The organism is Rhodococcus sp. USK10, from assembly GCF_019378875.1.
Classification (GTDB): Bacteria; Actinomycetota; Actinomycetes; order Mycobacteriales; family Mycobacteriaceae; genus Rhodococcus_F; species Rhodococcus_F pseudokoreensis.
The window spans coordinates 480,541-501,749 of record NZ_CP076048.1; the positions used below are offsets into that span (position 1 = coordinate 480,541).

Consider the following 21,209-nt stretch of genomic DNA (forward strand, 5'->3'; position numbering starts at 1 on the left):
CCTCCTCACCGATCGCCGATGACGTTCCACGCGGTGGAGACGATCGTGTTCACCTGCGGTATCGCCGCCTGCTCGAGGTGCTTGGCGTAGGGCACGGGAACTTCGGCGCTGCATACCCGCCGTGGGGGTGCGTCGAGTTCGTAGAACGCCGTCTCGACGATGCGGGCCATCACTTCGGAGGCGAGACTTCCGCTGCGCCATCCCTCGTCGACGACGATGGCGCGATGCGTCTTGGACACGGACCGGGTGATGAGGTCGGTGTCCAGAGGGCGCAGGACACGAAGGTCGACGACTTCGGCGTCGAGTCCCTGGCCGGCCAGCGTTTCCGCCGCCGCTATCGCTTTCGGCACGGACCCGCCGTAGGCGATCAGACTGATGTCGCTGCCGGTGCGCCGAATCCGGGCGGAGTCGATGTCCACGGGTTGCGGCCAGTCGAGATCCTCGGTTGTGTTGTAGAGCTGCACGTGTTCGAAAATGATCACCGGGTCGGGATCGGCGAGGGCCGGCGCCAGCATCCCCCGCGCGTCGGCCACCGTGGAGGGCGCGAGGACCCGAATGCCAGGGATGTGGGCATACCAGTTCTCGAGACTGTGTGAGTGTTGGGCGGCGAGTTGCCGACCTGCGCCGGTCGCCATCCGCACGACCACGGGCACCGAGAACTGCCCACCCGACATGTGCCGCAGAGATGCCGCGGTGTTCACGATCTGATCGAGGGCGAGCAGACTGAAGTTGACGGTCATGATCTCGATGATCGGCCGCATCCCACCGATTGCGGCCCCGATCCCGACGCCGACGAACCCCAATTCGGACAGTGGCGTGTCCCGGATCCGTGCGGGCCCGAACTCGTCGAGCAACCCCTTCGACACGGCGTAGGTGCCGCCGTAGCGGCCCACGTCCTCACCCATCAGGAAGACCCGGGGATCGGCCTGCATCGCCTCGCGGATCGCATCCCGCATTGCCTCGCGATAACTGGTCTTCATCACGCCTCCTGCGCCGCGTCGGCGGGGGTGTTGACGTCCCGCATCAGTTCACTGGCCTCCTCGAAGGACCCGGCCTCGGCGAACGCGACTGCGGCATCGACCTCGGCTGCCACCTCCGCGTCGATGCGCAGGAACTCGGTCTCGCTGAACAGCCCGAGTTCCTTGAGCCGGGCGGAGAAGGTGTGGATGGGCCCGCGTTCCTTCCATGCCGCCACTTCCGCTTTGTCTCGATACAGTTCGGGATCGAACATCGAGTGGGGACGGAACCGGTAGGTCTGGAACTCGATGAAGAACGGGCGACCGGTCGTGCGGACGTGGGCGGCGCCGGCGCGGGCCGCCTCGTGGGTGGCGATCACGTTCATTCCGTCGGCGCAGAGTGTGGGAATGTCGAAGGAGGACGCTTTGACGCACAGGTCGGTCTGAGACTCGGACCGGGCCAGGGCCGTCCCCATCGCGTACAGGTTGTTCTCGCAGCAGAACAGCACGGGCAGTTGCCACAGGGACGCCAGATTCATCGATTCGTGAAAGGCGCCCTCGGCCATGGCGCCCTCCCCGAAGAAGCAGGCGGTCACGCGCTGGATGTTCTGCATCTTGTCGGCGAGCGCGAGACCGACCGCGAGGGGGATTCCTCCGGCGACGATGGCGTTGCCGCCGTAGAACCGTGTCGCGGCGTCGAAGAGGTGCATGGAACCGCCCCGGCCTCGCGAGCATCCCTCGCGTTTGCCGTACATCTCCGCCATGATCGCGTTCATCGAGACCCCGTGCACGAGGGCGTGGCCGTGTTCGCGGTAGGTGGCAACCACCGCGTCCCCCTTGTCGAGGGCGTGCAGTGCCCCGACCGCGACTGCTTCCTCACCGATGTACAGGTGCAGAAACCCGCGGATTTTCCCCGCCCCGTAGAGTTCCGCCGCCTTTTCCTCGAGCCGCCGGATCCGGAGCATATCGGTGAGCAGCGTGACCGCGAAGGTCTTGTCGTACGAAAACTCGGTGGTGCTCATCCGCCTGCCTCCAACGTCGACGTGTCCCCCTCCGGGAGACCGAGTTCCCGGGCCTTGAGCAACCTGCGCATGATCTTTCCGCTGCGGGTGTGCGGCAGGGCACTCATGAAATCGATCGCCTTCGGGGCGACGGCGGCCCCGAGTTTGGTGCGGCCGTATCCGAGGAGTTCACGGCGCAGTGTGTCGTCGGGGGTCCAGCCGCTGTTGACGGAGACGAACGCCTTGACCACTTCCCCGACCAGTTCGTCGGGTACGCCGATCACTCCCGCCTCCGCGACCGCGGGATGTTCCATGAGAATGTTCTCCACTTCGAACGGTCCGATGAGATGACCGGCGGACTTGATGACGTCGTCGGCGCGCCCGACGAACCAGAAGTAGCCGTCGGCGTCGCGCTTGGCGAGGTCCCCTGTGAGATACCAGTCCCCGGAGAAACAACGGCGGTAACGTTCCTCGTTGTTCAGGTATCCGCGGAACATCGCCGGCCACCCGCGGCGCAGCGCGAGTTCACCTTCGATGTCCGGGGTATCGATCACCGCCACCTCCCGGGCCTGCTCGCCGCCGCGGGGTGGGGTGACGACGGCCGCGTCGACACCGGGAAGTGGCCGGCCCATCGAACCCGGTTTGATGTCGAAGCCGGGGGTGTTGGCGATCATGATCCCCCCGGTCTCGGTCTGCCACCAGTTGTCGTGGATGGGACGGCCCAACACATCTCGGCCCCAGAGCACCGCGTCCGGGTTGAGCGGTTCGCCGACGCTGGCGATGAACCTCAAGTGGGGGAACAAGAATTTTCGGGCGAGTTCGGAGCCGGATTTCATCAACATACGCACTGCCGTCGGTGCGGTGTACCAGACCGTCACCGCTTGTTCGCTCAGGATGCGGTACCACCGTTCGGCGTCGAACTCTGCGGTGTCGACGATCGAAGTGACACCGTGCAGCATTGGGGTGATCACACCGTATGAGGTCCCGGTGACCCAGCCGGGGTCGGCGGTGCACCAGAAGATGTCCGAGGGGTGCAAGTCAAGGGCGTAGCGGCCGGTCGCGAAATGCGTTGCCACCGCTCCGTGCACATGGATCGCTCCTTTCGGCGTCCCGGTCGTCCCACTCGTGAAATGCAGCAGTGCGGGGTCGTCCCGGCTTGTCGGGGTGATCTCGGCATCATCGTCCGCCTCGGATATCGCGGACTCGAAGTCGACGGTGCCCGGTGTCTCGGTGTGTTCATTGTTGCGATCACCGACCACGATGATGTGCCGCAGGGTGGGTAGTTCCTCCCGGATCTTCGCGACCCGACGCCGGTACAGCAGATCCGTGGTCACCAGGACCTGGGCACCGCCGAGCCGGATCCGGGTGGCCAGTGGTTCCGGTCCGAACGCGGAGAACAGCGGAGAGACGACACACCCGTTACGGAGGGCACCGAGAATCGCGACGTACAGCTGCGGTATCCGACCGGTATAGACGAAGACACGGTCCCCTTTCCCCACCCCGAGATTCCGCAGCACATTTGTGAAACACCGCACACGCCGGGCAAACTCGGAGAATGTCAGGTTCTCCACGGCGAGCACACCGGTGTCATCGCTCGCGCCGACGAATCGAAACGCAAGCCTCTCCCCCTGCGGGCCGTCGGCATGCCGATCGACGGCATAGTAGGCAATGTTGCATCCACCGGGTGCGTCGCCGAGTTCTCGCTCGGTGTCCGCCCAGGTGAATCGGGCGCGTTCGCCCTCGTAGTCGGTGAAGTTCGGTGCGATCCCGAACCCGACGGGAGCGTGGGAAATGATGGTCATCCAGCTCTCACCTTCTCCGACGGCGCACGATCTGCCTTACGCGTCGAGGTGGACGGTCTTGCGGGTAGCCGCTTCGAGATCCGCGACCGTGGTTTCGATCAGTTGGTGGGCGAGGTCGGCGAGCGCGCGGGCGGTGGCCAACTCGTCTCCGATCTCCGGAATCTCGGTGTCGTGCGGATTACGGCGGGCCATTCCGACGCCGACCAGCGACGTGGTGTCCTGTGTGCGCAGGCGTGCCTCTGCCCGGGTCCGGGATCCGCCTTCCTCCGAGTCGTGTTCGTCGATGACGATGTCCACTGACCATTTCTTCTCGTGCGCGCTCATGGCTGTCTCCTCCTGCTAGTGGTGGCGGCACGTCGCGGTGCGACGTGTTCGATGTCTGCGGGGCCCACTCGTCTGGTCGCCCGGGGGCGGCGTTTGGGTGGCCCTGTCGATCTGCGAACGGTGGGATCACTCCTGTGCCGGCTCGACGCGGCATCGAGCCCGGTCCCAGCCCTGGGGGATGGCAGTGGCGCCCGGGCGCCCCGCGCGGGCCTGGCCAGCGGATACGGGCGGCGAGTGTGGTGTCTGCGGGCATGATCACTCTTCCCAGCGAACTGTGCCGGTTCAGCCGGACGTACGCACCAGGCCCCCGCGGTCCCACGAGGCGGCCCGCTCCAGGGCGGCGAGGAGGCGTTGGCGGGCGACGCGTTCGGCCAGTTCCGGAATGTCTGCCGCCGGAACTCCGGCGAGGTCTCGAACGCTCTCCGCGACGACCCGGGAGATGGTGGTTCGGGAGATCGACTGGTCGAACTCCGCTGCAAGGCGCGCGACCACCGCGTGTCCGGGGTCCGCATCGGTGCTGTCGGTGGGCGTATCGGTGCTGGCCACGAGTGTCGATTTCCTCTCTGTGTGGCGGAGGGGTGCCTTCAGCATCGCCGCCGCGACGCCGGGATCAATAGAGGCGAAGGACCGTAGTCGGTGACTTATGGCTCTGACCCGCGGGCCCACTGCGGAGGTTGAATTCTGTGAGACGGCATCGACGGATCAGGTGAGTACGGATGGTGAGCACGTTTTCCCGGTCGCCTGCGGGCCTGGTGGTCCGCCCACTGCGCACCGCCGACCATGAGGCGGTCCGTCGGTTGCACGAACGGTTGAACGCGTACGACACGTACATGCGGTTCTTCACCGTCTGTCCCGCGCACTTGGCTGCGCTGGCGGAGGCGATTTGTGTGGCCGATCCCCGTCATTACGCGCTCGGCGCGTTTGTCGATGGCACGTTGGTGGGTGTTGCCAACTATGTGGCCCTCGACGCCGGCGACGCATCCGAGGAGGTGGAATTCGCCCTTGTGGTCGACGACGACTACAGGATGCACGGGATCGGGACGATGCTGCTGACCCGCCTCGCCGCGGCCGCGAGACAGCGCGGCGTCACGCGCATGAGGGCCGAGATTCTGGCGCAGAACGCCATGGTGCTACAGGTGATTCGCGATCTGGGCTGGTCCGCTGCGTTGCACCGCGATCGCGCCGAGATGCACCTTGATCTCGACCTGGGTGACGTTCCTTCGTCTGCGGTTGCGGGCGGATGAACGGGGTCGGCGTGCACGGGTGGACCTCGGCGGAGTCAGTGAACCAGTCGGTCGACACTGTCCCGGCGGTGGTCCGGGAAACCCACACAGCATATGTGGTGATGGTCGGCGACGTGGTCTTCAAGGCAAAGAAGCCGGTTCGGACGGCATTCCTGGATTTCAGCACCGCCGGTAAACGCAGGGCGGCATGCCTGCGCGAAGTGGACCTGAACCGGCGGCTGTCTCCCGACGTGTATCTCGGCGTCGCCGAACTCACAGATCCGCAGGGCGGTCCGGCGGAAGCACTCGTGAAGATGCGCAGGATGCCGGACAGCCGACGCTTGGCCTCGATGGTCGTCCGCGGTGAGGACCCGACGGAACCGCTGAACGCGGTCGCCGGTCTGCTCACCGGCTTTCACCAACGGTGCCACCGGGGTCGGGACATCGACCGCGACGCGACCCGGGACGCCGTGGCCGCGCGGTGGCGGGAGAACGTAGAAGAGGTGGCCGGGTACGGCGGCGGCACGCTGCTGCCGGGCGCGGAGGTCGACGAGGTCCGATTCCGAGCGTGCCGATATCTTGCGGGCCGTCGAGAACTGTTCGATGAGAGGATCGAACTCGGACGGATCGTCGACGGCCACGGCGACCTTCTGGCGGATGACATCTTCTGCCTTCCGGACGGCCCGCGCATCCTGGATTGCCTCGACTTCGACGACCGTCTGCGGCATCTCGATGTGATCGATGACGCCGCCTGTCTTGCCATGGATCTCGACTTCCTCGGCCGTGCGGACCTCGCAGAGACGTTCCTCGCCCGGGTTCGGGCGGAATCCGGCGACGATCCGCCGCCCTCGTTGATCCACCATTTCATCGCCTACCGCGCGTTTATGCGGGCCAAGGTTTCCTGTCTGCGCCACACCCAGGGTGCGGCAGACGCGCGGACCGAGGCACACGGGCATGTCCGTCTGGCGCTGCGTCACCTGCGCGCGGGTTCGGTTCGATTGGCCCTCGTCGGCGGCCTCCCCGGCACCGGAAAATCCACGCTGTCCCGCGCCCTCGCAGAGCGCACCGGTGCGGTCGTCATCGCAAGCGATCACGTGCGGAAGGAACTCGCCGGTGTCGATCCCGGTGTGTCCTGCAGCGCCGACTACGGCCACGGTCTGTACACCGAGGCCAGGACCGATGGCACCTACGCCGAACTGCTGCGGCGGGCAACACGATTGCTGTCCCGAGGACGGTCGGTCGTCCTCGACGCCTCGTGGACCGATCCACGACTGTGCGCGTGGGCCGCGGCGGCCGCCGACCGCACCCACAGCGACCTGATCGAAATCGAATGCGCGGCGCCCCGGTCGGTCGCGGTCGAGCGAATCGGACACCGGCCCCCTGGTGGCGTGTCGGACGCGACCTCCGAGGTGTACGACGCCCTCGCGGCCCGCTATCGGCACCGGGTGTCGGCCACCCTGATCGACACGACGGCCGATCTTCGTGCCGCGACTGATGCTGCGTTGGCGCTGTGGGGTGAGACTGGAGAACGGCCACAGCCTGCTCCGTCGGTACAGGCCGACGAAGCAGTATCCGCACCGGGGAGCCCACCATGAACGACATCGTGACGCTGACGATGAACCCCGCCCTCGACATCACCACGGTCACCGGGCGGGTCATCCCCACGGACAAGATGCGCTGCGGTACCCCCCGGCGCGACCCCGGGGGCGGCGGAATCAACGTCGCCCGGGTCCTGAACGTGCTCGGCGAACAGGCGACCGCGGTATTCCCGTCCGGGGGACACAGCGGCCGGGCACTCGAGGATCTCGTGGCCACCGAAGGCGTGCACAGTCGCACTGTCACGATCCGCGGATCGACCCGGGAAAGCTTCACCGTCAACGAGGAACAGACCACATTGCAGTACCGGTTCGTCCTGCCCGGCCCACTACTGACACCTCTGGAGGTCGATTCGTGCCTCCACCTGCTGACCACCACCGCTGCGGATGCCCGGTTCGTGGTGGCCAGCGGAAGTCTCCCCCCGGGCGTTCCGGTGGATTTCTATCAGATCGTTGCGGACATCGTGTCCAACCGGGGCGCGCAACTCGTGCTCGACACGTCGGGTCCGCCGTTGCGGGCGGTCCACCGCGGCGTGTACCTCCTCAAACCCAGCATTCGGGAGCTGCGTGAGTGCGTCGGGCGCGAGTTGGTGACCATCGACGACCAGGTCATTGCTGCACGAGATCTCATCTCGTCCGGGGTGTGCGAGGTTGTGGTGCTCTCGCTCGGCGCGGCGGGCGCGGTCCATGTGACGGCGGAGGAGGCGGAGCACTGCCCCTCCGTGAAGGTTCCGGTGGTCAGCGGTGTCGGGGCGGGCGACAGCATGGTCGCCGGCACTCTCTTCGGGCTGGCACGCGGGTGGGACATGCGGGACTCGGTGCGTTTCGGCATTGCCGCGGGAGCGGCCATGCTCGGGACCCCCGGCACAGCACTGTGCTGCCGCGCCGACATCGAACGCTATTACGCACAACTCACCGACCGCGCCACGGTGGGTGGTGGCGAAGTCTGACCAGCACGCCCGTTGTGCGGCGGTGTGACCGGCGCTGCGCCGGTGTCGATTCGGCGTACGACGGCCCTGCACATCACCGTCGCACTGGAACGAGTACGCAGCTATCTCCCACCGTCAATGGGTCATGTTGGTCACCGAGTTCGGCGCACCGGGCGCGCCGCGCATAGGTGACTCCGCCTGTGCCGGGTCCCAATTCAGCCTTCCGCACGGTGCTCGGACCGTGCACGATCGAGGAGGATCCGGCGTTCGGCAGCAGACACCATGCGCCTGGTGCGCGCCGCCGCATCCGGTGCCACCGACACCGAGGTGATCCCCTTGCGGACCAGATGTTCGGCGAGGGCCGGGTTCGTCGACACGGCCTGACCGCACAACGACGTGGTGAGCCCCGCGCGGGTCGCTCGTTCGATGATCGAGTCGATGGCATCGAGCACTGCCGGATCCATCGTGTCGAACAGGTCCCGGCAGATCTCGGAGTCACGATCGACGCCGAGGACGAGTTGGGTAAGGTCGTTGGTTCCGATGGAGACTCCGTCGATACCCAGGGCCGCGTACTCGGGGATCCAGTAGATGACCGACGGGACCTCCGCCATGATCCACCGATGCATCCGGCGATCGGAGCCGAGCGGATGCGCATCGAGATGGCGCAGGCAGCTCTCGAGCTCCCAGCGGGTCCGCACGAACGGGACCATCAGGTGCACGTTCGGGTGACGTGCCCGCACGCGGTGGACGACGTCGAGGTCCAGCCCGAACAATTCCGGTTCACGCACGTACCGGAAACATCCGCGGTAGCCGATCATGGGATTGTCTTCCACGGGCTCGACGTCGCCACCCCTGAGATTGGCGAATTCGTTGGTGCGCAGGTCTATCGCCCGGTAGATCACCGGCCGCGGCGCGAAGGCCGCGGCGATTCGTTCGACGCCCGCGGCCATTTTCGCCACGTATTCGTCCCGCCGGCCCTCGGCCAGCACGGTGGCCGGGTGGGTCCCTTGCAGCGCGTCCATGATCATGAACTCGGCGCGCAGGAGCCCGACCCCATCGACATCGGTTGCCGCGACTGATTCGGCGGCGTCGGGTGTCGCGAGATTGACATATACCGCGGTCGCCGTCGGTTCCGTCCAGGCGTGCCCGCCACCGCGCGGAGGCGTCACGAGACCGGTCGCGGTATCGACGGTGGGCGCGGTCACCGCCACGCCGCCTTCGGATACGGTGCCCGCGTCGCCGTCGACGGTGACGACCATTCCATCGGTGAGCGTGGTGGTGGCATCCCGGGTTCCGACAACGACGGGTCGGCCCAGTTCCCGGCCGACGATCGCGGCGTGGCAGGTGATTCCGCCCCCGTCGGTGACGATCGCCGCGGCGCGACGTAATACGGGCAGCCAGTCCGGTCGTGTCATCGGGGCAACCAGGATGTCGCCGTTCTGAAGTCGGTGGGCATCGGCGACCGACCGGAGCACACGCACCTGCCCCGATACCGTTCCAGGGCTCGCGCCGAGCCCCTGCGTGAGCACCTTGCCGACGGACATGGTTCCCGATGCCGGTGGTGCAGCGGCGATCGGACGGTCACCGAGCGTCGTGATGGGGCGGGTCTGGACTATCCAGAGTTTGTCGCCGGCGAATGCGAATTCGAGGTCCTGCGGCGCCTGGTAGTGATCTTCCACCGACACCGCCAGCAGGGCGAGGCGCTCGACCTGGGTGTCGGTGAGGACGCGGATACCGCGCTCGGTGACGGGGATCTCGGTTCTGTGTTCCCCGTCTGCGTCGACTGTGATCGCGAAATCCTGTGCTCCGATATGGACATCGAGGATGCGGAATCCGTTCTTGGAGACTGTGTAGGTGTCCGGTTCGACCTGCCCGCCGACCACCACCTCGCCGAGTCCCGTCGCGGCCTCGATGACGACATGATCACGTGCCCCGGTACGCGGGTCGGCGGTGAACGCCACTCCGGAGCGGTCGGAATCGACCATCCTCTGGACGACGACCGCGACCGCCGGCTCCTCCGTCACACCCTGGACGCTGCGGTAGGTGAGAGCGCGCTCGGACCACAGCGACGCCCAGCATTTGCGGACCGCCTCGACCAGAGCCTCCAGCCCGGCGACATCGGTGAAGCTGTCGTGGATACCGGCGAACGACGTGTCAGCGGCGTCTTCGGCGGGCGCGGACGAGCGCACCGCGACACGGACCGTCGGGCCGAGTTCGCGATAGGCGTCGGCGATCTCGGCGCGCAAGGAATCGGGCGCGGGTACCCCCAGGACGACGCCGCGCAGCTCGTGCGCGGCGACCGTGAGCGCCGCCTCGTCCGCCCCGGCGGGGGGCAGTGCCCGGGCGCGCAGGGTGGACCGCACCCCGGCGCCGTCCATCGCGTCCAGATAGGCGTCCTTGGTCACGACGAACCCCGGTGGGACGGGGAAACGAGCGTGGGTCAGCTCGCCCAGATTTGCGGCTTTTCCTCCGACCGAGGGAGCGTCGGGCAAGCGGACCTGATCGATCGGTCGCACCCATCGGTGCTCGACCGCCGCATGGGTGGTGTTCATGGGATCTCCTCACCGTCTCGCTCCAGACAACACCGCGGGTGTCGCGACCGCACAGGGTCGAAAGTCACCGTGACGGCGGCGCCGTGCCGCGACCGAAGACCCTGGTGCCGCGCCCGGCACCGATCCGAGGATGAAAGCTATGACGACTACACCGACCGGGCACGCTCCCGCGCTGCGGCGGGCCGCGGCAACAACAGGGCAGGCGATCGCCGGCGCCGCCCTCATCGGCTTCCATGTGGCCCTGACGAAACCGCTGCGTCGGTGGCGGACCACCTGGGGTGCCACTGCAGCGGAGGCCGCAGCCACGCTCCCCGGCGACGAACTGGTCCCGGCGGCGCGCTGGGGCTACACCCACGCCCTCACCATCGAGGCACCGCCGGATCGGGTGTGGCCCTGGATCGTCCAACTCGGGCAGGGGCGGGGCGGCTTCTACAGCTACGACGGACTCGAGAATCTCATCGGCTGTCGGGTCCGCAACACTGACACGGTCCTGCCCGATTACCAGATCCTGGCTGTCGGCGACGAGGTGTGGCTGCACCCGAAGGCTCCCCCGCTGACCGTTGCGATGGTCACGGCGAACCGTCACCTGGTCCTGCACGGACATGACCCGCAGACCACCGACGCGGCGATCTGGGCGTTCCACCTCCGCCGTGTCGGCGACCGGCAGACCCGGCTGGTGGAGAGAGGGCGCGGCAGCTACGGGACCGGCCTCGCCAGTCGTCTCGCGTTCGGTCCCACCCTCATGGAGCCCGTCAGCTTCGTCATGAGCCGGAAGATGCTGCTGACGATCCGCCGCCTCGCCGGTCCGGTACCCGAACACAGTTGACCGGGAGTTCTCCCCCGGTCACCTCGCGGGTGTTTGTCGCGCTAGCTCGGGGCGGGTGTTCCGGGTGCCGGGGGTTCCTCGTAGAGTGCGGCACCGGCCGTCACCCCGGCACCGGCGGCGACGATCAAGGTCCGCGTCCCCGCCGGCGCGTGGTGGTCGCCACCGTCCAGTCCGGCCACCAGGGCAGCGGTGTGCACGCGGTGATCCGCGGCGATCGTGATGCGCGATTCGGGCAACTCCAGTCGTTGCGCGAGTTCGGCACGGAACTGTGGTCGAGCCGGTGCCGCCGCGATGCGATCGATGTCCCCCAGTTGCAGGGATGCGTGTTTCAGGCACGCGGTGACGGCGGCGGCTGCCGCCGCTGCGTAGCGCGCGTCCATCCATTCGGACTGATCGACGCGCAGCACGTTCCGGTCGTCGAGGTGACCGACGGTCGCGCGGAAGGCACCGCCGAGGTCGTCGTCGGCGTTCGTCCAGTGAACGCGGCCCAGGCCGTACCGGCGGTCCGTCCAGCTGCACAGCACGGCCCCGCCCGTGGCGGAGAACGGGAAGTCCTCGCTCATCCCGTGGCCGGGGTCGGCGTCGCTGGCGACGACGAGCGCGTACCGAATGGTGCGCGAGCGGAGGAAGCCGTCCACGATCTGCAATCCGGTCAGCACTCCGCAGGTGCCGTTTGCGACGTCGAACGAGAACGTCCCGTGGGCGTCGGTGTGTGGGTCCTCCGGATGCGCGCCGATGTCTTCCTGAATCATCGCGGCGAGGGCCGGTTCGCCGAGATTGCGGTCCCGATAGATGCCCGCGTTGACGAGGAGGTCGAGATCGTCCGGGCTTCGGCCGGCTCGGTCGAGGCAGGTTGTCGCGGCGTTCACCGCAAGGCGGAGCGCGCTGTGCCGGGAGCGCCATCCACCGTGCGCGACGTCGACCCGTTCAATGATCGTGCCCATAGCCGGCCACCAATTGTTCGTCTACTTGTACCAGGACAATGCCGATTTCCAGGCCCGATGCCAACGAGATCATGGCAACGGTCTCGCCCGGCCGGATACGACCGGCCTCGAGCTCCTCGACCAACGCCACGGTATGGGTTGTCGATGCGGTGTTCCCGTACCGGTCCACCGTGATGACTGCATCATGGCGGGGTGCGTCGCCGAAGGACTCCGTCAACTTGGCCATTCCTTTCCGGATCGCACGTGCGGAGGTCTGGTGCGTGATCACGTGGTCGATGTCGTGAACCGCCAGGCCGACGGTCTCGAGGACTTCGTGCAGCAACAAGGGCGTGTCGGCGATCGCGGCCTTCTGGATGGCGCGCGAATCGGTGAACATGCGCGCACCGGGATCGTCGCCCTTCGGATACGCGGTGCACAGTCGGCTGTAGTCGGCCACGGTCGTGAACCCGGCGAGCCGGATACCTCCCGATCCGGCCGGGGCCCGTTCCAGAACGAGCGCGGCGCCCGCGTCGCCGAGCGTCAACGACGCCAGCTCCCTGCTCATGATGTTGTGGATGTGCTGCGCGGCATTTTGTCCGAGCTGGGAGATGTACTCGCCACTGACGATCAGGGCGCGTTCGATGACGCCCTGCCGAATCCAGTTGTTCGCGACCGTCACCCCGGTAAGCATTCCGGCGCAGGCATTGGCGAGGTCGAAGGTCATCGCGGTGACGGCACCGATCGCGTGGGCAACCGCACCGCTCATCGTCGGTTCGAGCCACTGGGTCAGTCCTCCCCGGAATTTCGTGATACTGCAACTGATCACGACGTCGATCGACGCCGCGGTATGCCCGGACCGGCGGAGCGCGTCCTGGGCGGCGGCGGTGGCCAGGGTGTAGGAATCCTCGTCGCCCACCGAGACCCGGCGCTCGCGGATGCCGGTCAACCGTTCCAGGTCGATGTGCGTCGTGTGACGTGTCGTCGCCATCAACTCGTCGGTGGTGAGCCGCGTCGACGGCAGATGCCGGCCCGCTCCCGCCACCCGCGTGCGATACGGCGCCCGGGCGCCGTCGTCCTCGGTCTCCATGACCAACCAGTGCTTGACCATCGAACGTGCCTCCTCCGTCCACCCACCATCTCGCAGACGCGGGGCCGCTACCAGAGCACTTCGGCCCCTGTCCGGGCCCAACTCCCGACCCCCTCGGTGGGGGCGCATCGGGGTCGATGACGACCAGGAGAGGCCCAATGGCCCTTTCCTCGAACACGTCCGACGATGAGGCTGGATTTCGAGGGAAGGAGCCCGCCATGCATGCGCGACACATCATGAGCAGCCCGGTCACCACCGTCACTGCGACGACGCCGGTCGACGAATGCCTCCGGATCGTCGAGGAATCCGGATATACGGTCCTACCCGTGGTCGACGAGGAACACCATCTGGTCGGGATCGTCTCCGAAGGCGACCTCCTCCGCGAGAAGTTCCGTACCTTGCCCCGGCCCGGCGCGGATATCACAGAAACGATGACCAGTCCGGTGATCGCGATGACTCCGGACACCGACGTCAGCAGTCTCGCGTCCGCGATGCTGCGTTCGGGCCTGCGCGGCATCCCGATCGTCCACGACCGTGACGTCATCGGAATCGTCACGCGGCGAGACCTTCTCGCACTTCTGACGATGGACGACACACACATCGCGCACGAAGTGCAGCACCGCCTCGACGTGTACGCCGGATCACCGCGGTGGACGGTCACGGTGACAGACGGCGAAGTCGCGATCGCCGGTATACGCGGCGACGACCCGGAACGCGGGGTTGTCGAGGCCCTCGCCGAAACGGTGCCCGGCGTTGCCGAGGTTCAGTTCGTCCAGACGTGAGTCGCCGCGACGTCCTGAGCGTCCGGGCACAGTGCAAGCACGTCCCGGAATCCGTCTGCGAGGCATGCTGTCAGGGCATCGAGATCGGGGACGGCCTCGGTGTCGGCGTCGATCCCGACGCAACATTGCGACGTGTAGGACATCAGCGTCACGTTGAACGCGGATCCCAGGGTGGGGCTGAACGCGTAGTACCGGAGGACTTCCGATCCGGCGATGAACAGTGGTACCGGCGAGCCCACCACGTTCGAGGCGACGAAGTCGACATGTTTGAGCATGTTGCCCAGGGTGGATGCCGGAAGCAGATTCAGGGCACCGGCAATTGTGGGCGACAGCGCCACCGCGGGTTCGTTGCGCCATACGTCGACGGTGGCGTGAACGCTGCGGATGAGCTCGGTGGGATCACCGATGTCGGTGGGTAATCCGAACCGGGCGAGCGTGATGTGATTGCCTCCCAGCGAATCGTCGGCGGACCGGAGACTGATGGGCAGTGTCAGGCGCAACTGGGGGACGTCGACGCCGTGGAGACGGTGGTACCGTGCCATTCCCCGCAGCACCGATGCCAGAAATGCATCGTTGATCGAGCCCCCGCCGAGGGCGGCGGCCCGGCCCAGAGCTTCCACCGGGACGTCCAGGACGGCGAAGCGTCGCCGGGTGCTGCGCTTGGTCATCACCGGGGAGAGGGTGGTGACCACCGGGCGTGTGAAGCGCGTAATCGATCCCAGGACGGTGGTGGTGTTGCGCAGCGCGTCGGCTGGGTGCCGTGCCAGCTCCGCGCTGTGCAGGGCTACTGCTGTCGACGCCCGTCGCGCAAAGTTGGTTGCGGTATCGCGGTACCAGGCGAGACCGCTCCGGGCCCCGGGCTCGGCCTCCCGAGCACGCCCTGTCGGGGCGGGCTCTGCGCGGGTGGTGCCCTCGCGGGTGAAATCGACTATTTCCCGGGCGATTTGCATGCCGCCGACGCCGTCGGTCAGGGAATGGTGCACTTTCATGACGAGGGCGGCCTGCCCCGAGTCGAGGCCGCTGAGTACCGTGAATTCCCACAGTGGGCGATCCTTGTCGAAGGCTGTCATGCCCGCGGTCCGGGCGAAGTCGAGGACGGCGTCCCAGCCTCCCGCGGCCGGCACCGCGAACCGCCGGATATGCCAGCTGAGGTCGAAGTCGGGGTCGGTCACCCAGTAGGGCGGGGCCGGACTCATCGGGTCGGTGACGACCTTGCGCCGGAAGATCGGAATGTGTTGGGTTCCGCGATTCATCATGTCGACGAACCGCGTCCAGTCCGGGTTCCGGTCGAGGAGTGCCACGGCGACGATCGTCGAGCGCAGGATCGGGTCCTGCTCCATCCGCCACGACATGTAGTCCGTCTGTGTCATGTACCGGTGGCGTACCGCGCTCATCCTGATCACCTCGCTGCCGCCGACCGGATGTCTCGGAGGGAAACACATGCGGTCGGGCACTTCTCGTCTCGGGTCTCGCTTCACGCTCGAGTATTTCGGAGAGTTTGGGGCTGCTCCAGTGCCGAAATACTCTTTCCCGCCTGCCGCCGGCGACGGACGCTGAGTGGCGACCGAATGTGCCCATCCAGGGGAAGGAGCAACCGTGTACCAGATCCATTCCGAGGTGCCGAGACTCCGATGGCCGTGGGTCGTTGCCTCGGCGCTGGTCGGGGTGGTCGCGCTCACCCAGCTCTCGCCGTTCGAGCTGCTCGGCGTGTCGTCCGCTCTGGTATTGATCGGGTTGACCGCCTTCCGCACCGAGCATGGGCGAGATATCGCGGCCTGGACGACATCGGTGGGTGTCGGCCTGATGATCCCCGCCGTACCCATGGCCGTCCTGCGGGGAGTCAACTCGTTCTGACTCCCCGAGATACCCGCGGTTCGCACATCATCACATCGGCATCATGTTCATGGGCGGCAGTATGCCCATGCTGTGCAGCCACATCATGAACTGGTGCATCATCTGCATCGCATCCATCGTGGTCACCTCCTTCCACTGCGGCAGTCCCCGGCGTCGTCGCGGTCCGGGGTCATTGCGGTCCGTGCGTCCTCAACGTGGTGAGGCGTTCCCGGTACTCGGTGTCGTCGATTTCTCCTCGCGCGAAGCGTTCCGCCAGAAGCTTTTCGGCTCCGTGGAGCGCGGACGGTGTGTGCCCCGGCGGCGTCGACGCGTTGCGCCCGACGTAGTGGACGAGTACGCCGATGCCGAGTGCGAGCAATCCCCAGAACAGCGCCATCCCAAGGAACATCAGTACATACCCCCAACCCCAGCCGGGTTCGTAGTCGTACATCACGGCGAGGCCTCCTACTCCTCGGTGGCGGCCGCTTTCGCTCGGTCGGCGGGTCGGCGGCTCCCGCGCCTCCAGTGTCCCGCTCCGTCGAAGCCGGGCACAGGGCCTTTCGGCTCCTGCCCTGGTCACCTTGCAGACCTCCGCCATCAGCGAAGGGCCGTTCGGCCCTACGTGAATTGTGGGCGCGGCCGGATTCTGGAGATGTCGGCGACCATGAAGCGACTAAGGAGATCCTGATGCGCGCAGATGCCCCCGTCATAGTGGGTGTCGACGGCTCTGCCGCCGCTCTCGACGCTGTTCGATGGGCCGCCCAGGAGGCGGTGCTCCGGTCGGTCCCGCTCTTGCTCGCGTCCTCGATCGTTGTCCGACCCGGCACCTTCGGCGACGCGGTCAACTTGTCCGCCGGCGCCTACACAGACCTCGAGTTCGTGGGGCGACGGCGCCTGGGTGCTGCCGCGGAATTGGCGGCGAAGACGGCGGGAGCAGCGTCCCTGACGGTGCACCGCACATTGCGGGAGGGTTCTGCGGCCGCTGCATTGCTCGAGTTGGCGACGACCGCGCGGATGGTTGTGGTCGGCTCGCGCGGACTCGGCGAGTTCACCGGTGGGCTTGTCGGCTCGGTGAGCACGGCGGTAGCCACCCACGCGCCGTGCCCGGTCGTGGTGGTCCGCGGGATGCCCGATTCCGACGACGCGGTTCTCGACGGCCCGGTTGCCGTGGGGGTCGATGGCTCCGCGCGGAGCGAACCGGCGATCGGGGCGGCGTTCGAGGAGGCACGGCTGCGTAACACCGACCTGGTGGCGGTGCACGCGTGGAGCGACTACGACATCGCCTCGGTATTCACAGTGGACCAAGACGACCACAATCTCGGATGGCCCGCGGTCGCCACCGCGGAGGAGGCGGTGCTGTCCGAGAGTCTGGCCGGGTGGGCCGATCCCTACCCGGATGTGGCGGTGCGGAAGGTCGTAATTCGGGATCGGCCCGTGCACCACCTCGTCGAACAGTCGCGGCACGCGCAACTCGTGGTGACCGGGAGCAGAGGACGTGGCGGATTCGCCGCGCTGCTGCTCGGTTCCACCAGCCGGGCTCTGCTTCGCGCCTCGCATCGCCCACTGATGATCGTCCGGAGCTGACAATTCACTTGTGTGCTGTGCCGCCTTGGAATGGTTCGGGGGCGTCCGACGTTGTATAGACAACTCGACGAGGCCGCAGGAGGCGACCTCCGAATGCACGGAAGAGCACGCCATGACCCACGCCCACGAAGTCCCGAACCAGAGCGGATCCGACCACGTCGCCTCCCGCCGGGAGTTGCCCGTACCGACGGTGATGGTGGTCGACCCGCGCTTCGGCGCGCTGGCAGGCCAGTTCTTCCGACTTTTCGAGCAGACCTCGGACGGTGGCGGTGCGCTGGCGGTCTACCTGCATGGTGAGCCGGTCGTTGACATCTGGTCGGGCTGGGCCACCCGGACCACGCGGTGGCAGTCCGACACCGTATCGGTGTCGTTTTCCACCGGTAAGGGTGTGGCCAGCACCGTTCTCCACCGGCTGGTCGACCGCGGACTGATCGACTACGACGCACCGGTCGCCCAGTACTGGCCCGAGTTCGCGAGCGCGGGCAAGGACACAGTCACGGTGCGTGAGCTGCTGAGTCACCGGGCCGGGCTCCATCGAGTGCGTGGCCTGGTCCCAGGCCGTCTGGCACTTCTCGATCACGACGGATTGGCGTCCGCTCTCGCGTGCGCAACTCCGGACCGTCGACGAACGGTCATGCCCGGCTACCACGCGGTGACCTTCGGTTCGCTCGTTGCCGAACTCACCACTCAGGTCACCGGAATGTCGTTCACGGACCTGGTCCGCACCGAGATCGCCGAGCCACTCGCCCTCCGCGAGTTCTGGTTCCAGGTCCCCGATCAGGAGCGTCGCCGCATCGCGAAACTCTTTCCGCGCATCAATCCTTTCGGAATCCCCTGGGGTGTGACATCCTTCGCCCTGTCCCGAACACCCGGGTTGAAGAACCTGGCCGCCGCAGGCATGCCGGACGGCTTCGACGAACTCGTCCGCAACCCGGCGATCCACGACCACGTGATGCCCGGCTGGAACGGGGTGTTCAATGCTCGGGCGCTCGCGCGCATGTATGCGGCGATCGCCAACCGCGGCATGGTGGACGGCATCCGATTCCTGAGCGAAGATACCGTCGCACAGATCGGCGAAGTGCAGACCACTGCCCGGGACTACGTATTGGGTCTACGCATGAACTGGCGGCTCGGGTACCACCACGCGTTCGTCGCAAGCCGCGACCAGTCGCCCAGCGCCTTCGGTCACTACGGTCTCGGCGGCTCCGGTGCATTCGCCGACCCGGACACCGGCCTGTCAGTGGCATTCGTGACCAATCGGATGGGCAACACCCTCACACCCCTGGCCGACCTACGACTTGCCAAACTGGGCGCGACGGCCGAATCGATCGCGCGCCGACTGTAAGCCGGAACGCGATCGACGTCTGTACAGATCCGCGTGTGTGCACCCTGAGGAATACCGCAGCACAGGCCGCTCACGTGTCGGTGCGGCAGATCATCACCGGGCACATCGCGTGATGCAGGAGATTCTGGCTGGTCGATCCCATCAGGGAGCCGGCGAACCGATTGTGGCCGTGGCTTCCGACGACGACCAGTTGGGCATCATCGGCGTATTCGAGAAGAAGCTCTGCGGGATTCTGCTCCTCGATGATCGTTGTCAGCTGCAGGTCGGGATACTTCTCTCGCCACCCGGCCAGACTCTCCGCCACCAGGACGGCCTGTTCCTCCGCCACGATTTTCCAATTCACCTGCTCCTCCGCCGGCCGCCGACCCACGATGTCACCGGCACCCCAGCCGTGCACTGCCAGGACCGGAACCTCGAACAAGGTCGCGAACTCGACCGCGGACTCGACGGCCTGCGCACTGAGGTCACTGCCGTCGACACCGACAATGACGGGACTGCGATCCGGCACCGGAGATCGACTCTGCGACCGGAAGACCGTGACGGGGCAATGCGCGTGGTTGACCACTCGCATGACAGTCGAACCGGTGACGAGCGACTTCACCGTGCCGGCACCGGTGGCGCCGGCCACCACCAACTCCGCATGTTCGCTCACTGCGACGAGGGCCTGCCCTGCGGGCCCGGGATGGGTGCTGCGCGACAACCGGATATCCGGGAATTCCTGCCGCACTCGGCGCTCGACCCGATCAAGGATCTCTTCCGCGGATCGTTCTACCTCCGCAGCGAATTCGTCCTGAAACAACAGTGCCGCCTCACTGAAGTGATATCCGGGGGTCGGCAGCGAGTGCGCCAGATGCAGAGGCGCATTCTTCCGCTGGGCTACCGCCGCAGCCCACACCGCGGCCCGCAACGCCCGTTCCGAGCCGTCGACACCGACGACGATGGATTGCCGGTTCGCGAGAGTGCTCATGGTCTACTCCTTCTCCGGATCACCCGTGTCAGGCTCGGCGGGCATGGGGCTGTCGGGCGATCGCCTGCTGAAGTTCGGCGATGCGGCTCCGCTCGTGACTGTCCGCCTTCAGCTTTTCGGCGGCCGTCACCACATGGGCGTCGGGTCCCGGAAAGACGAGCGCTTCATGGTCGTTGCGCAACCACCTGACGCGATACGGCGGCCCGCCGTCGGCCTGACGGACCTCGACAATCTGCCCGACCTCGTCCGGCGTATCGACAATCGTGCCCTTCACCACCAGCCAATCCCCCGCTTCTGCATGCATTCCGATCTCCGTCCGCCACAACCCACATGGTCGATTGGTGCGTAGCGGTTTCGATTGTCGGTGGTGGGGGTGGCGGCGGGGAAGAGGCTTTCGGCACCTGTCGGCGCCCGAGGCGGCCGGGAGCAGACGAGCGGTGGCGGCCGAAAAGTGACGGTCGGCCCTAGTCGGGCGCCGGGCCGTGCGGGTTCGATGGCAGTAGAACATCTCCCCGGTTGGAGTCGACATGAAGCCAGCACCCAGAGAACGCCGACTGCCTGCGGCGGCACCGCCGGCCCCCGCGGCCCGGCGAATCCCGCCGTCGAATGCCGGAGGCAGGCAGCAGCGCGTTCCGGTGCCCGAACCGGACGTTGTGACGTGGCCCGATCCGAGTCCGTTGGCCAACTGGTGGGCGCGCGTCATGTTCGACGCCGATCACGATCAACGCGCGTCGTGACTGTCCCCTGTCATGCGAACTTGTGCACGAAAGGCGTGCTGTCACAAGACCTTGTGCCCTGACCGGGCGGTTGCAGCGGATGAAACGGTCGTGGATGAACCCGTCGGAGAACTACACATGTAATCGGTCCACTCGCCCCGACGGGGCACTCGTTACAGGAGGAAGAGATCATGAGCACACTGGTCGTCTATGAGTCGATGTTCGGAAACACCCGTCACGTCGCCGAAGCGATCGCACGCGGAGTGGCCACCACCGGTGCGGTAAAAACTGTTCCGGTGTCGCAGGCACGTGAGGAGGACCTGTCCGCGTACGACCTGTTGATCGTCGGCGGTCCGACGCACGTACACGGGATGAGCCGCGAGTCGACGCGCCGCGGCGCAGAAGCGACCGCGCGCAAGCCCGACAGCACGGTCACGCTCGAGCCGGATGCCACCAGCGAAGGTATTCGAGAATGGCTCTCGTCGCTTCCGCCCTCACATGGCAGGGCCGTCACGTTCGATACCCGCTCGGATGCACCCGCCTTGTTGACCGGAAGGGCATCGAAAGGTATCGGGAAGAAGCTTCGCCACCTGGGGTTCGATCTCGTCGCGGAGTCGGAGAGTTTCCTCGTCGACAAGGAGTCGCACCTCGAGGACGACGAAGCGACGCGGGCCGAACAGTGGGGGCGAGTGCTCGCGCAGCATCAGTGATGGCGACCTCGTTTTCGCTGCGTGCCCGCGGTCGCACGCCGTTTTCAGCCATAG

Annotated in this window: 22 protein-coding genes; 10 read left to right on the forward strand and 12 right to left on the reverse strand. The window is 66.8% G+C overall.

The window, feature by feature from the left end; genetic code table 11:
- Positions 1-5 precede the first annotated feature (5 nt).
- From I1A62_RS09135 to I1A62_RS09155, 5 genes are all read right to left on the reverse strand, one after another.
- Positions 6-980 carry an alpha-ketoacid dehydrogenase subunit beta gene (locus I1A62_RS09135; RefSeq protein WP_124395362.1) on the reverse strand — a complete coding sequence of 325 codons (975 nt, stop codon included), beginning with the start codon at positions 978-980 and terminating at the stop codon, positions 6-8.
- Positions 980-1,978: a pyruvate dehydrogenase (acetyl-transferring) E1 component subunit alpha gene (pdhA, locus tag I1A62_RS09140; protein WP_219458550.1), complete on the reverse strand. Its 999-nt coding sequence runs from the start codon at positions 1,976-1,978 to the stop codon at positions 980-982. Before pdhA ends, I1A62_RS09135 begins: the two co-directional genes overlap by 1 nt.
- Positions 1,975-3,759 carry an acetate--CoA ligase gene (acsA, locus tag I1A62_RS09145; protein WP_219458551.1) on the reverse strand — a complete coding sequence of 595 codons (1,785 nt, stop codon included), beginning with the start codon at positions 3,757-3,759 and terminating at the stop codon, positions 1,975-1,977. The genes pdhA and acsA overlap by 4 nt, the downstream gene beginning before the upstream one ends.
- 36 nt (positions 3,760-3,795) lie before the next feature.
- Entirely contained in the window at positions 3,796-4,083 is a 288-nt protein-coding gene (locus I1A62_RS09150) for a DUF1876 domain-containing protein (RefSeq protein WP_124395365.1), read from the reverse strand.
- Positions 4,084-4,365: 282 nt separating this feature from the next.
- A complete protein-coding gene (locus tag I1A62_RS09155) occupies positions 4,366-4,629 on the reverse strand; it encodes a three-helix bundle dimerization domain-containing protein (RefSeq protein ID WP_124395366.1) in 264 nt (87 codons plus the stop codon).
- A 170-nt stretch (positions 4,630-4,799) separates the two neighbouring features.
- Between I1A62_RS09155 and I1A62_RS09160 the strand changes: the two genes are divergently transcribed.
- From I1A62_RS09160 to I1A62_RS09170, 3 genes are read left to right on the forward strand one after another with little or no spacing between them, the layout of a single operon-like run.
- On the forward strand, positions 4,800-5,327 hold the full coding sequence (locus I1A62_RS09160; protein WP_219458552.1) for a GNAT family N-acetyltransferase: 528 nt from the start codon (positions 4,800-4,802) through the stop codon (positions 5,325-5,327).
- Positions 5,328-5,365: 38 nt separating this feature from the next.
- Positions 5,366-6,901 carry an AAA family ATPase gene (locus I1A62_RS09165; RefSeq protein ID WP_225858431.1) on the forward strand — a complete coding sequence of 512 codons (1,536 nt, stop codon included), beginning with the start codon at positions 5,366-5,368 and terminating at the stop codon, positions 6,899-6,901.
- Complete coding sequence (locus tag I1A62_RS09170) at positions 6,898-7,851, forward strand: 1-phosphofructokinase family hexose kinase (protein WP_219458553.1); 954 nt, start codon at positions 6,898-6,900, stop codon at positions 7,849-7,851. The genes I1A62_RS09165 and I1A62_RS09170 overlap by 4 nt, the downstream gene beginning before the upstream one ends.
- A gap of 194 nt (positions 7,852-8,045) precedes the next feature.
- Here the strand turns inward: I1A62_RS09170 and ppsA are convergent, their stop codons facing one another.
- The gene (gene ppsA, locus I1A62_RS09175) at positions 8,046-10,382 is read right to left on the reverse strand and encodes a phosphoenolpyruvate synthase (protein ID WP_219458554.1); all 2,337 of its coding nucleotides are present in this window, start codon (positions 10,380-10,382) and stop codon (positions 8,046-8,048) included.
- A 139-nt stretch (positions 10,383-10,521) separates the two neighbouring features.
- On the opposite strand from ppsA, the gene I1A62_RS09180 reads away from it, so the two are divergent.
- Complete coding sequence (locus I1A62_RS09180) at positions 10,522-11,208, forward strand: hypothetical protein (RefSeq protein WP_219458555.1); 687 nt, start codon at positions 10,522-10,524, stop codon at positions 11,206-11,208.
- Between the two features lie 41 nt (positions 11,209-11,249).
- Here the strand turns inward: I1A62_RS09180 and I1A62_RS09185 are convergent, their stop codons facing one another.
- Both I1A62_RS09185 and I1A62_RS09190 read right to left on the reverse strand, forming a co-directional pair.
- Entirely contained in the window at positions 11,250-12,152 is a 903-nt protein-coding gene (locus tag I1A62_RS09185; protein WP_219458556.1) for a 3-oxoacyl-ACP synthase, read from the reverse strand.
- Positions 12,136-13,239, reverse strand: a complete 1,104-nt coding sequence (locus tag I1A62_RS09190; protein WP_124395373.1) for a 3-oxoacyl-ACP synthase III family protein — start codon at positions 13,237-13,239, stop codon at positions 12,136-12,138. Before I1A62_RS09190 ends, I1A62_RS09185 begins: the two co-directional genes overlap by 17 nt.
- Before the next feature lie 197 nt (positions 13,240-13,436).
- Here I1A62_RS09190 and I1A62_RS09195 point away from each other — a divergent pair, with 197 nt between their 5' ends.
- Positions 13,437-14,000, forward strand: coding sequence for a CBS domain-containing protein (locus tag I1A62_RS09195; RefSeq protein WP_124395374.1), 564 nt, complete (start codon positions 13,437-13,439; stop codon positions 13,998-14,000).
- On the opposite strand, the gene I1A62_RS09200 is transcribed toward I1A62_RS09195, so the two are convergent.
- Positions 13,982-15,403: a wax ester/triacylglycerol synthase domain-containing protein gene (locus I1A62_RS09200; protein ID WP_374710834.1), complete on the reverse strand. Its 1,422-nt coding sequence runs from the start codon at positions 15,401-15,403 to the stop codon at positions 13,982-13,984. The two genes, I1A62_RS09195 and I1A62_RS09200, sit on opposite strands and share 19 nt — an antisense overlap.
- Before the next feature lie 193 nt (positions 15,404-15,596).
- Here I1A62_RS09200 and I1A62_RS09205 point away from each other — a divergent pair, with 193 nt between their 5' ends.
- Complete coding sequence (locus I1A62_RS09205) at positions 15,597-15,854, forward strand: hypothetical protein (protein ID WP_124395375.1); 258 nt, start codon at positions 15,597-15,599, stop codon at positions 15,852-15,854.
- 169 nt (positions 15,855-16,023) lie between these two features.
- On the opposite strand, the gene I1A62_RS09210 is transcribed toward I1A62_RS09205, so the two are convergent.
- Entirely contained in the window at positions 16,024-16,284 is a 261-nt protein-coding gene (locus I1A62_RS09210) for an SHOCT domain-containing protein (RefSeq protein WP_219461134.1), read from the reverse strand.
- Positions 16,285-16,520: 236 nt separating this feature from the next.
- Here I1A62_RS09210 and I1A62_RS09215 point away from each other — a divergent pair, with 236 nt between their 5' ends.
- A complete protein-coding gene (locus I1A62_RS09215; RefSeq protein ID WP_124395376.1) occupies positions 16,521-17,417 on the forward strand; it encodes a universal stress protein in 897 nt (298 codons plus the stop codon).
- 193 nt (positions 17,418-17,610) lie between these two features.
- Positions 17,611-18,762 carry a serine hydrolase gene (locus I1A62_RS09220; protein WP_257890938.1) on the forward strand — a complete coding sequence of 384 codons (1,152 nt, stop codon included), beginning with the start codon at positions 17,611-17,613 and terminating at the stop codon, positions 18,760-18,762.
- Positions 18,763-18,832: 70 nt separating this feature from the next.
- Here I1A62_RS09220 and I1A62_RS09225 read toward each other — a convergent pair whose 3' ends face one another.
- Both I1A62_RS09225 and I1A62_RS09230 read right to left on the reverse strand, forming a co-directional pair.
- Complete coding sequence (locus I1A62_RS09225) at positions 18,833-19,729, reverse strand: universal stress protein (protein WP_219458558.1); 897 nt, start codon at positions 19,727-19,729, stop codon at positions 18,833-18,835.
- A 28-nt stretch (positions 19,730-19,757) separates the two neighbouring features.
- Positions 19,758-20,033, reverse strand: a complete 276-nt coding sequence (locus tag I1A62_RS09230; protein ID WP_219458559.1) for a DUF1918 domain-containing protein — start codon at positions 20,031-20,033, stop codon at positions 19,758-19,760.
- 223 nt (positions 20,034-20,256) lie between these two features.
- Here I1A62_RS09230 and I1A62_RS09235 point away from each other — a divergent pair, with 223 nt between their 5' ends.
- A complete protein-coding gene (locus tag I1A62_RS09235; protein ID WP_219458560.1) occupies positions 20,257-20,466 on the forward strand; it encodes a hypothetical protein in 210 nt (69 codons plus the stop codon).
- Positions 20,467-20,636: 170 nt separating this feature from the next.
- Positions 20,637-21,155, forward strand: a complete 519-nt coding sequence (locus I1A62_RS09240; RefSeq protein ID WP_219458561.1) for a flavodoxin domain-containing protein — start codon at positions 20,637-20,639, stop codon at positions 21,153-21,155.
- Positions 21,156-21,209 lie beyond the last annotated feature (54 nt).

What these genes read in the sequence shown, in the direction of transcription:
- ppsA (WP_219458554.1), bottom strand. Translation starts at nt 10,382, where the DNA reads ATGAACACCACCCATGCGGCGGTCGAGCACCGATGGGTGCGACCGATC.
- I1A62_RS09160 (WP_219458552.1), top strand. Translation starts at nt 4,800, where the DNA reads ATGGTGAGCACGTTTTCCCGGTCGCCTGCGGGCCTGGTGGTCCGCCCA.
- I1A62_RS09195 (WP_124395374.1), top strand. Translation starts at nt 13,437, where the DNA reads ATGCATGCGCGACACATCATGAGCAGCCCGGTCACCACCGTCACTGCG.
- I1A62_RS09225 (WP_219458558.1), bottom strand. Translation starts at nt 19,729, where the DNA reads ATGAGCACTCTCGCGAACCGGCAATCCATCGTCGTCGGTGTCGACGGC.
- I1A62_RS09150 (WP_124395365.1), bottom strand. Translation starts at nt 4,083, where the DNA reads ATGAGCGCGCACGAGAAGAAATGGTCAGTGGACATCGTCATCGACGAA.
- I1A62_RS09210 (WP_219461134.1), bottom strand. Translation starts at nt 16,284, where the DNA reads ATGTACGACTACGAACCCGGCTGGGGTTGGGGGTATGTACTGATGTTC.
- pdhA (WP_219458550.1), bottom strand. Translation starts at nt 1,978, where the DNA reads ATGAGCACCACCGAGTTTTCGTACGACAAGACCTTCGCGGTCACGCTG.
- I1A62_RS09180 (WP_219458555.1), top strand. Translation starts at nt 10,522, where the DNA reads ATGACGACTACACCGACCGGGCACGCTCCCGCGCTGCGGCGGGCCGCG.
- I1A62_RS09220 (WP_257890938.1), top strand. Translation starts at nt 17,611, where the DNA reads ATGGTGGTCGACCCGCGCTTCGGCGCGCTGGCAGGCCAGTTCTTCCGA.
- I1A62_RS09185 (WP_219458556.1), bottom strand. Translation starts at nt 12,152, where the DNA reads ATGGGCACGATCATTGAACGGGTCGACGTCGCGCACGGTGGATGGCGC.
- I1A62_RS09190 (WP_124395373.1), bottom strand. Translation starts at nt 13,239, where the DNA reads ATGGTCAAGCACTGGTTGGTCATGGAGACCGAGGACGACGGCGCCCGG.
- I1A62_RS09170 (WP_219458553.1), top strand. Translation starts at nt 6,898, where the DNA reads ATGAACGACATCGTGACGCTGACGATGAACCCCGCCCTCGACATCACC.
- I1A62_RS09230 (WP_219458559.1), bottom strand. Translation starts at nt 20,033, where the DNA reads ATGCATGCAGAAGCGGGGGATTGGCTGGTGGTGAAGGGCACGATTGTC.
- I1A62_RS09235 (WP_219458560.1), top strand. Translation starts at nt 20,257, where the DNA reads ATGAAGCCAGCACCCAGAGAACGCCGACTGCCTGCGGCGGCACCGCCG.
- I1A62_RS09135 (WP_124395362.1), bottom strand. Translation starts at nt 980, where the DNA reads ATGAAGACCAGTTATCGCGAGGCAATGCGGGATGCGATCCGCGAGGCG.
- I1A62_RS09240 (WP_219458561.1), top strand. Translation starts at nt 20,637, where the DNA reads ATGAGCACACTGGTCGTCTATGAGTCGATGTTCGGAAACACCCGTCAC.
- acsA (WP_219458551.1), bottom strand. Translation starts at nt 3,759, where the DNA reads ATGACCATCATTTCCCACGCTCCCGTCGGGTTCGGGATCGCACCGAAC.
- I1A62_RS09215 (WP_124395376.1), top strand. Translation starts at nt 16,521, where the DNA reads ATGCGCGCAGATGCCCCCGTCATAGTGGGTGTCGACGGCTCTGCCGCC.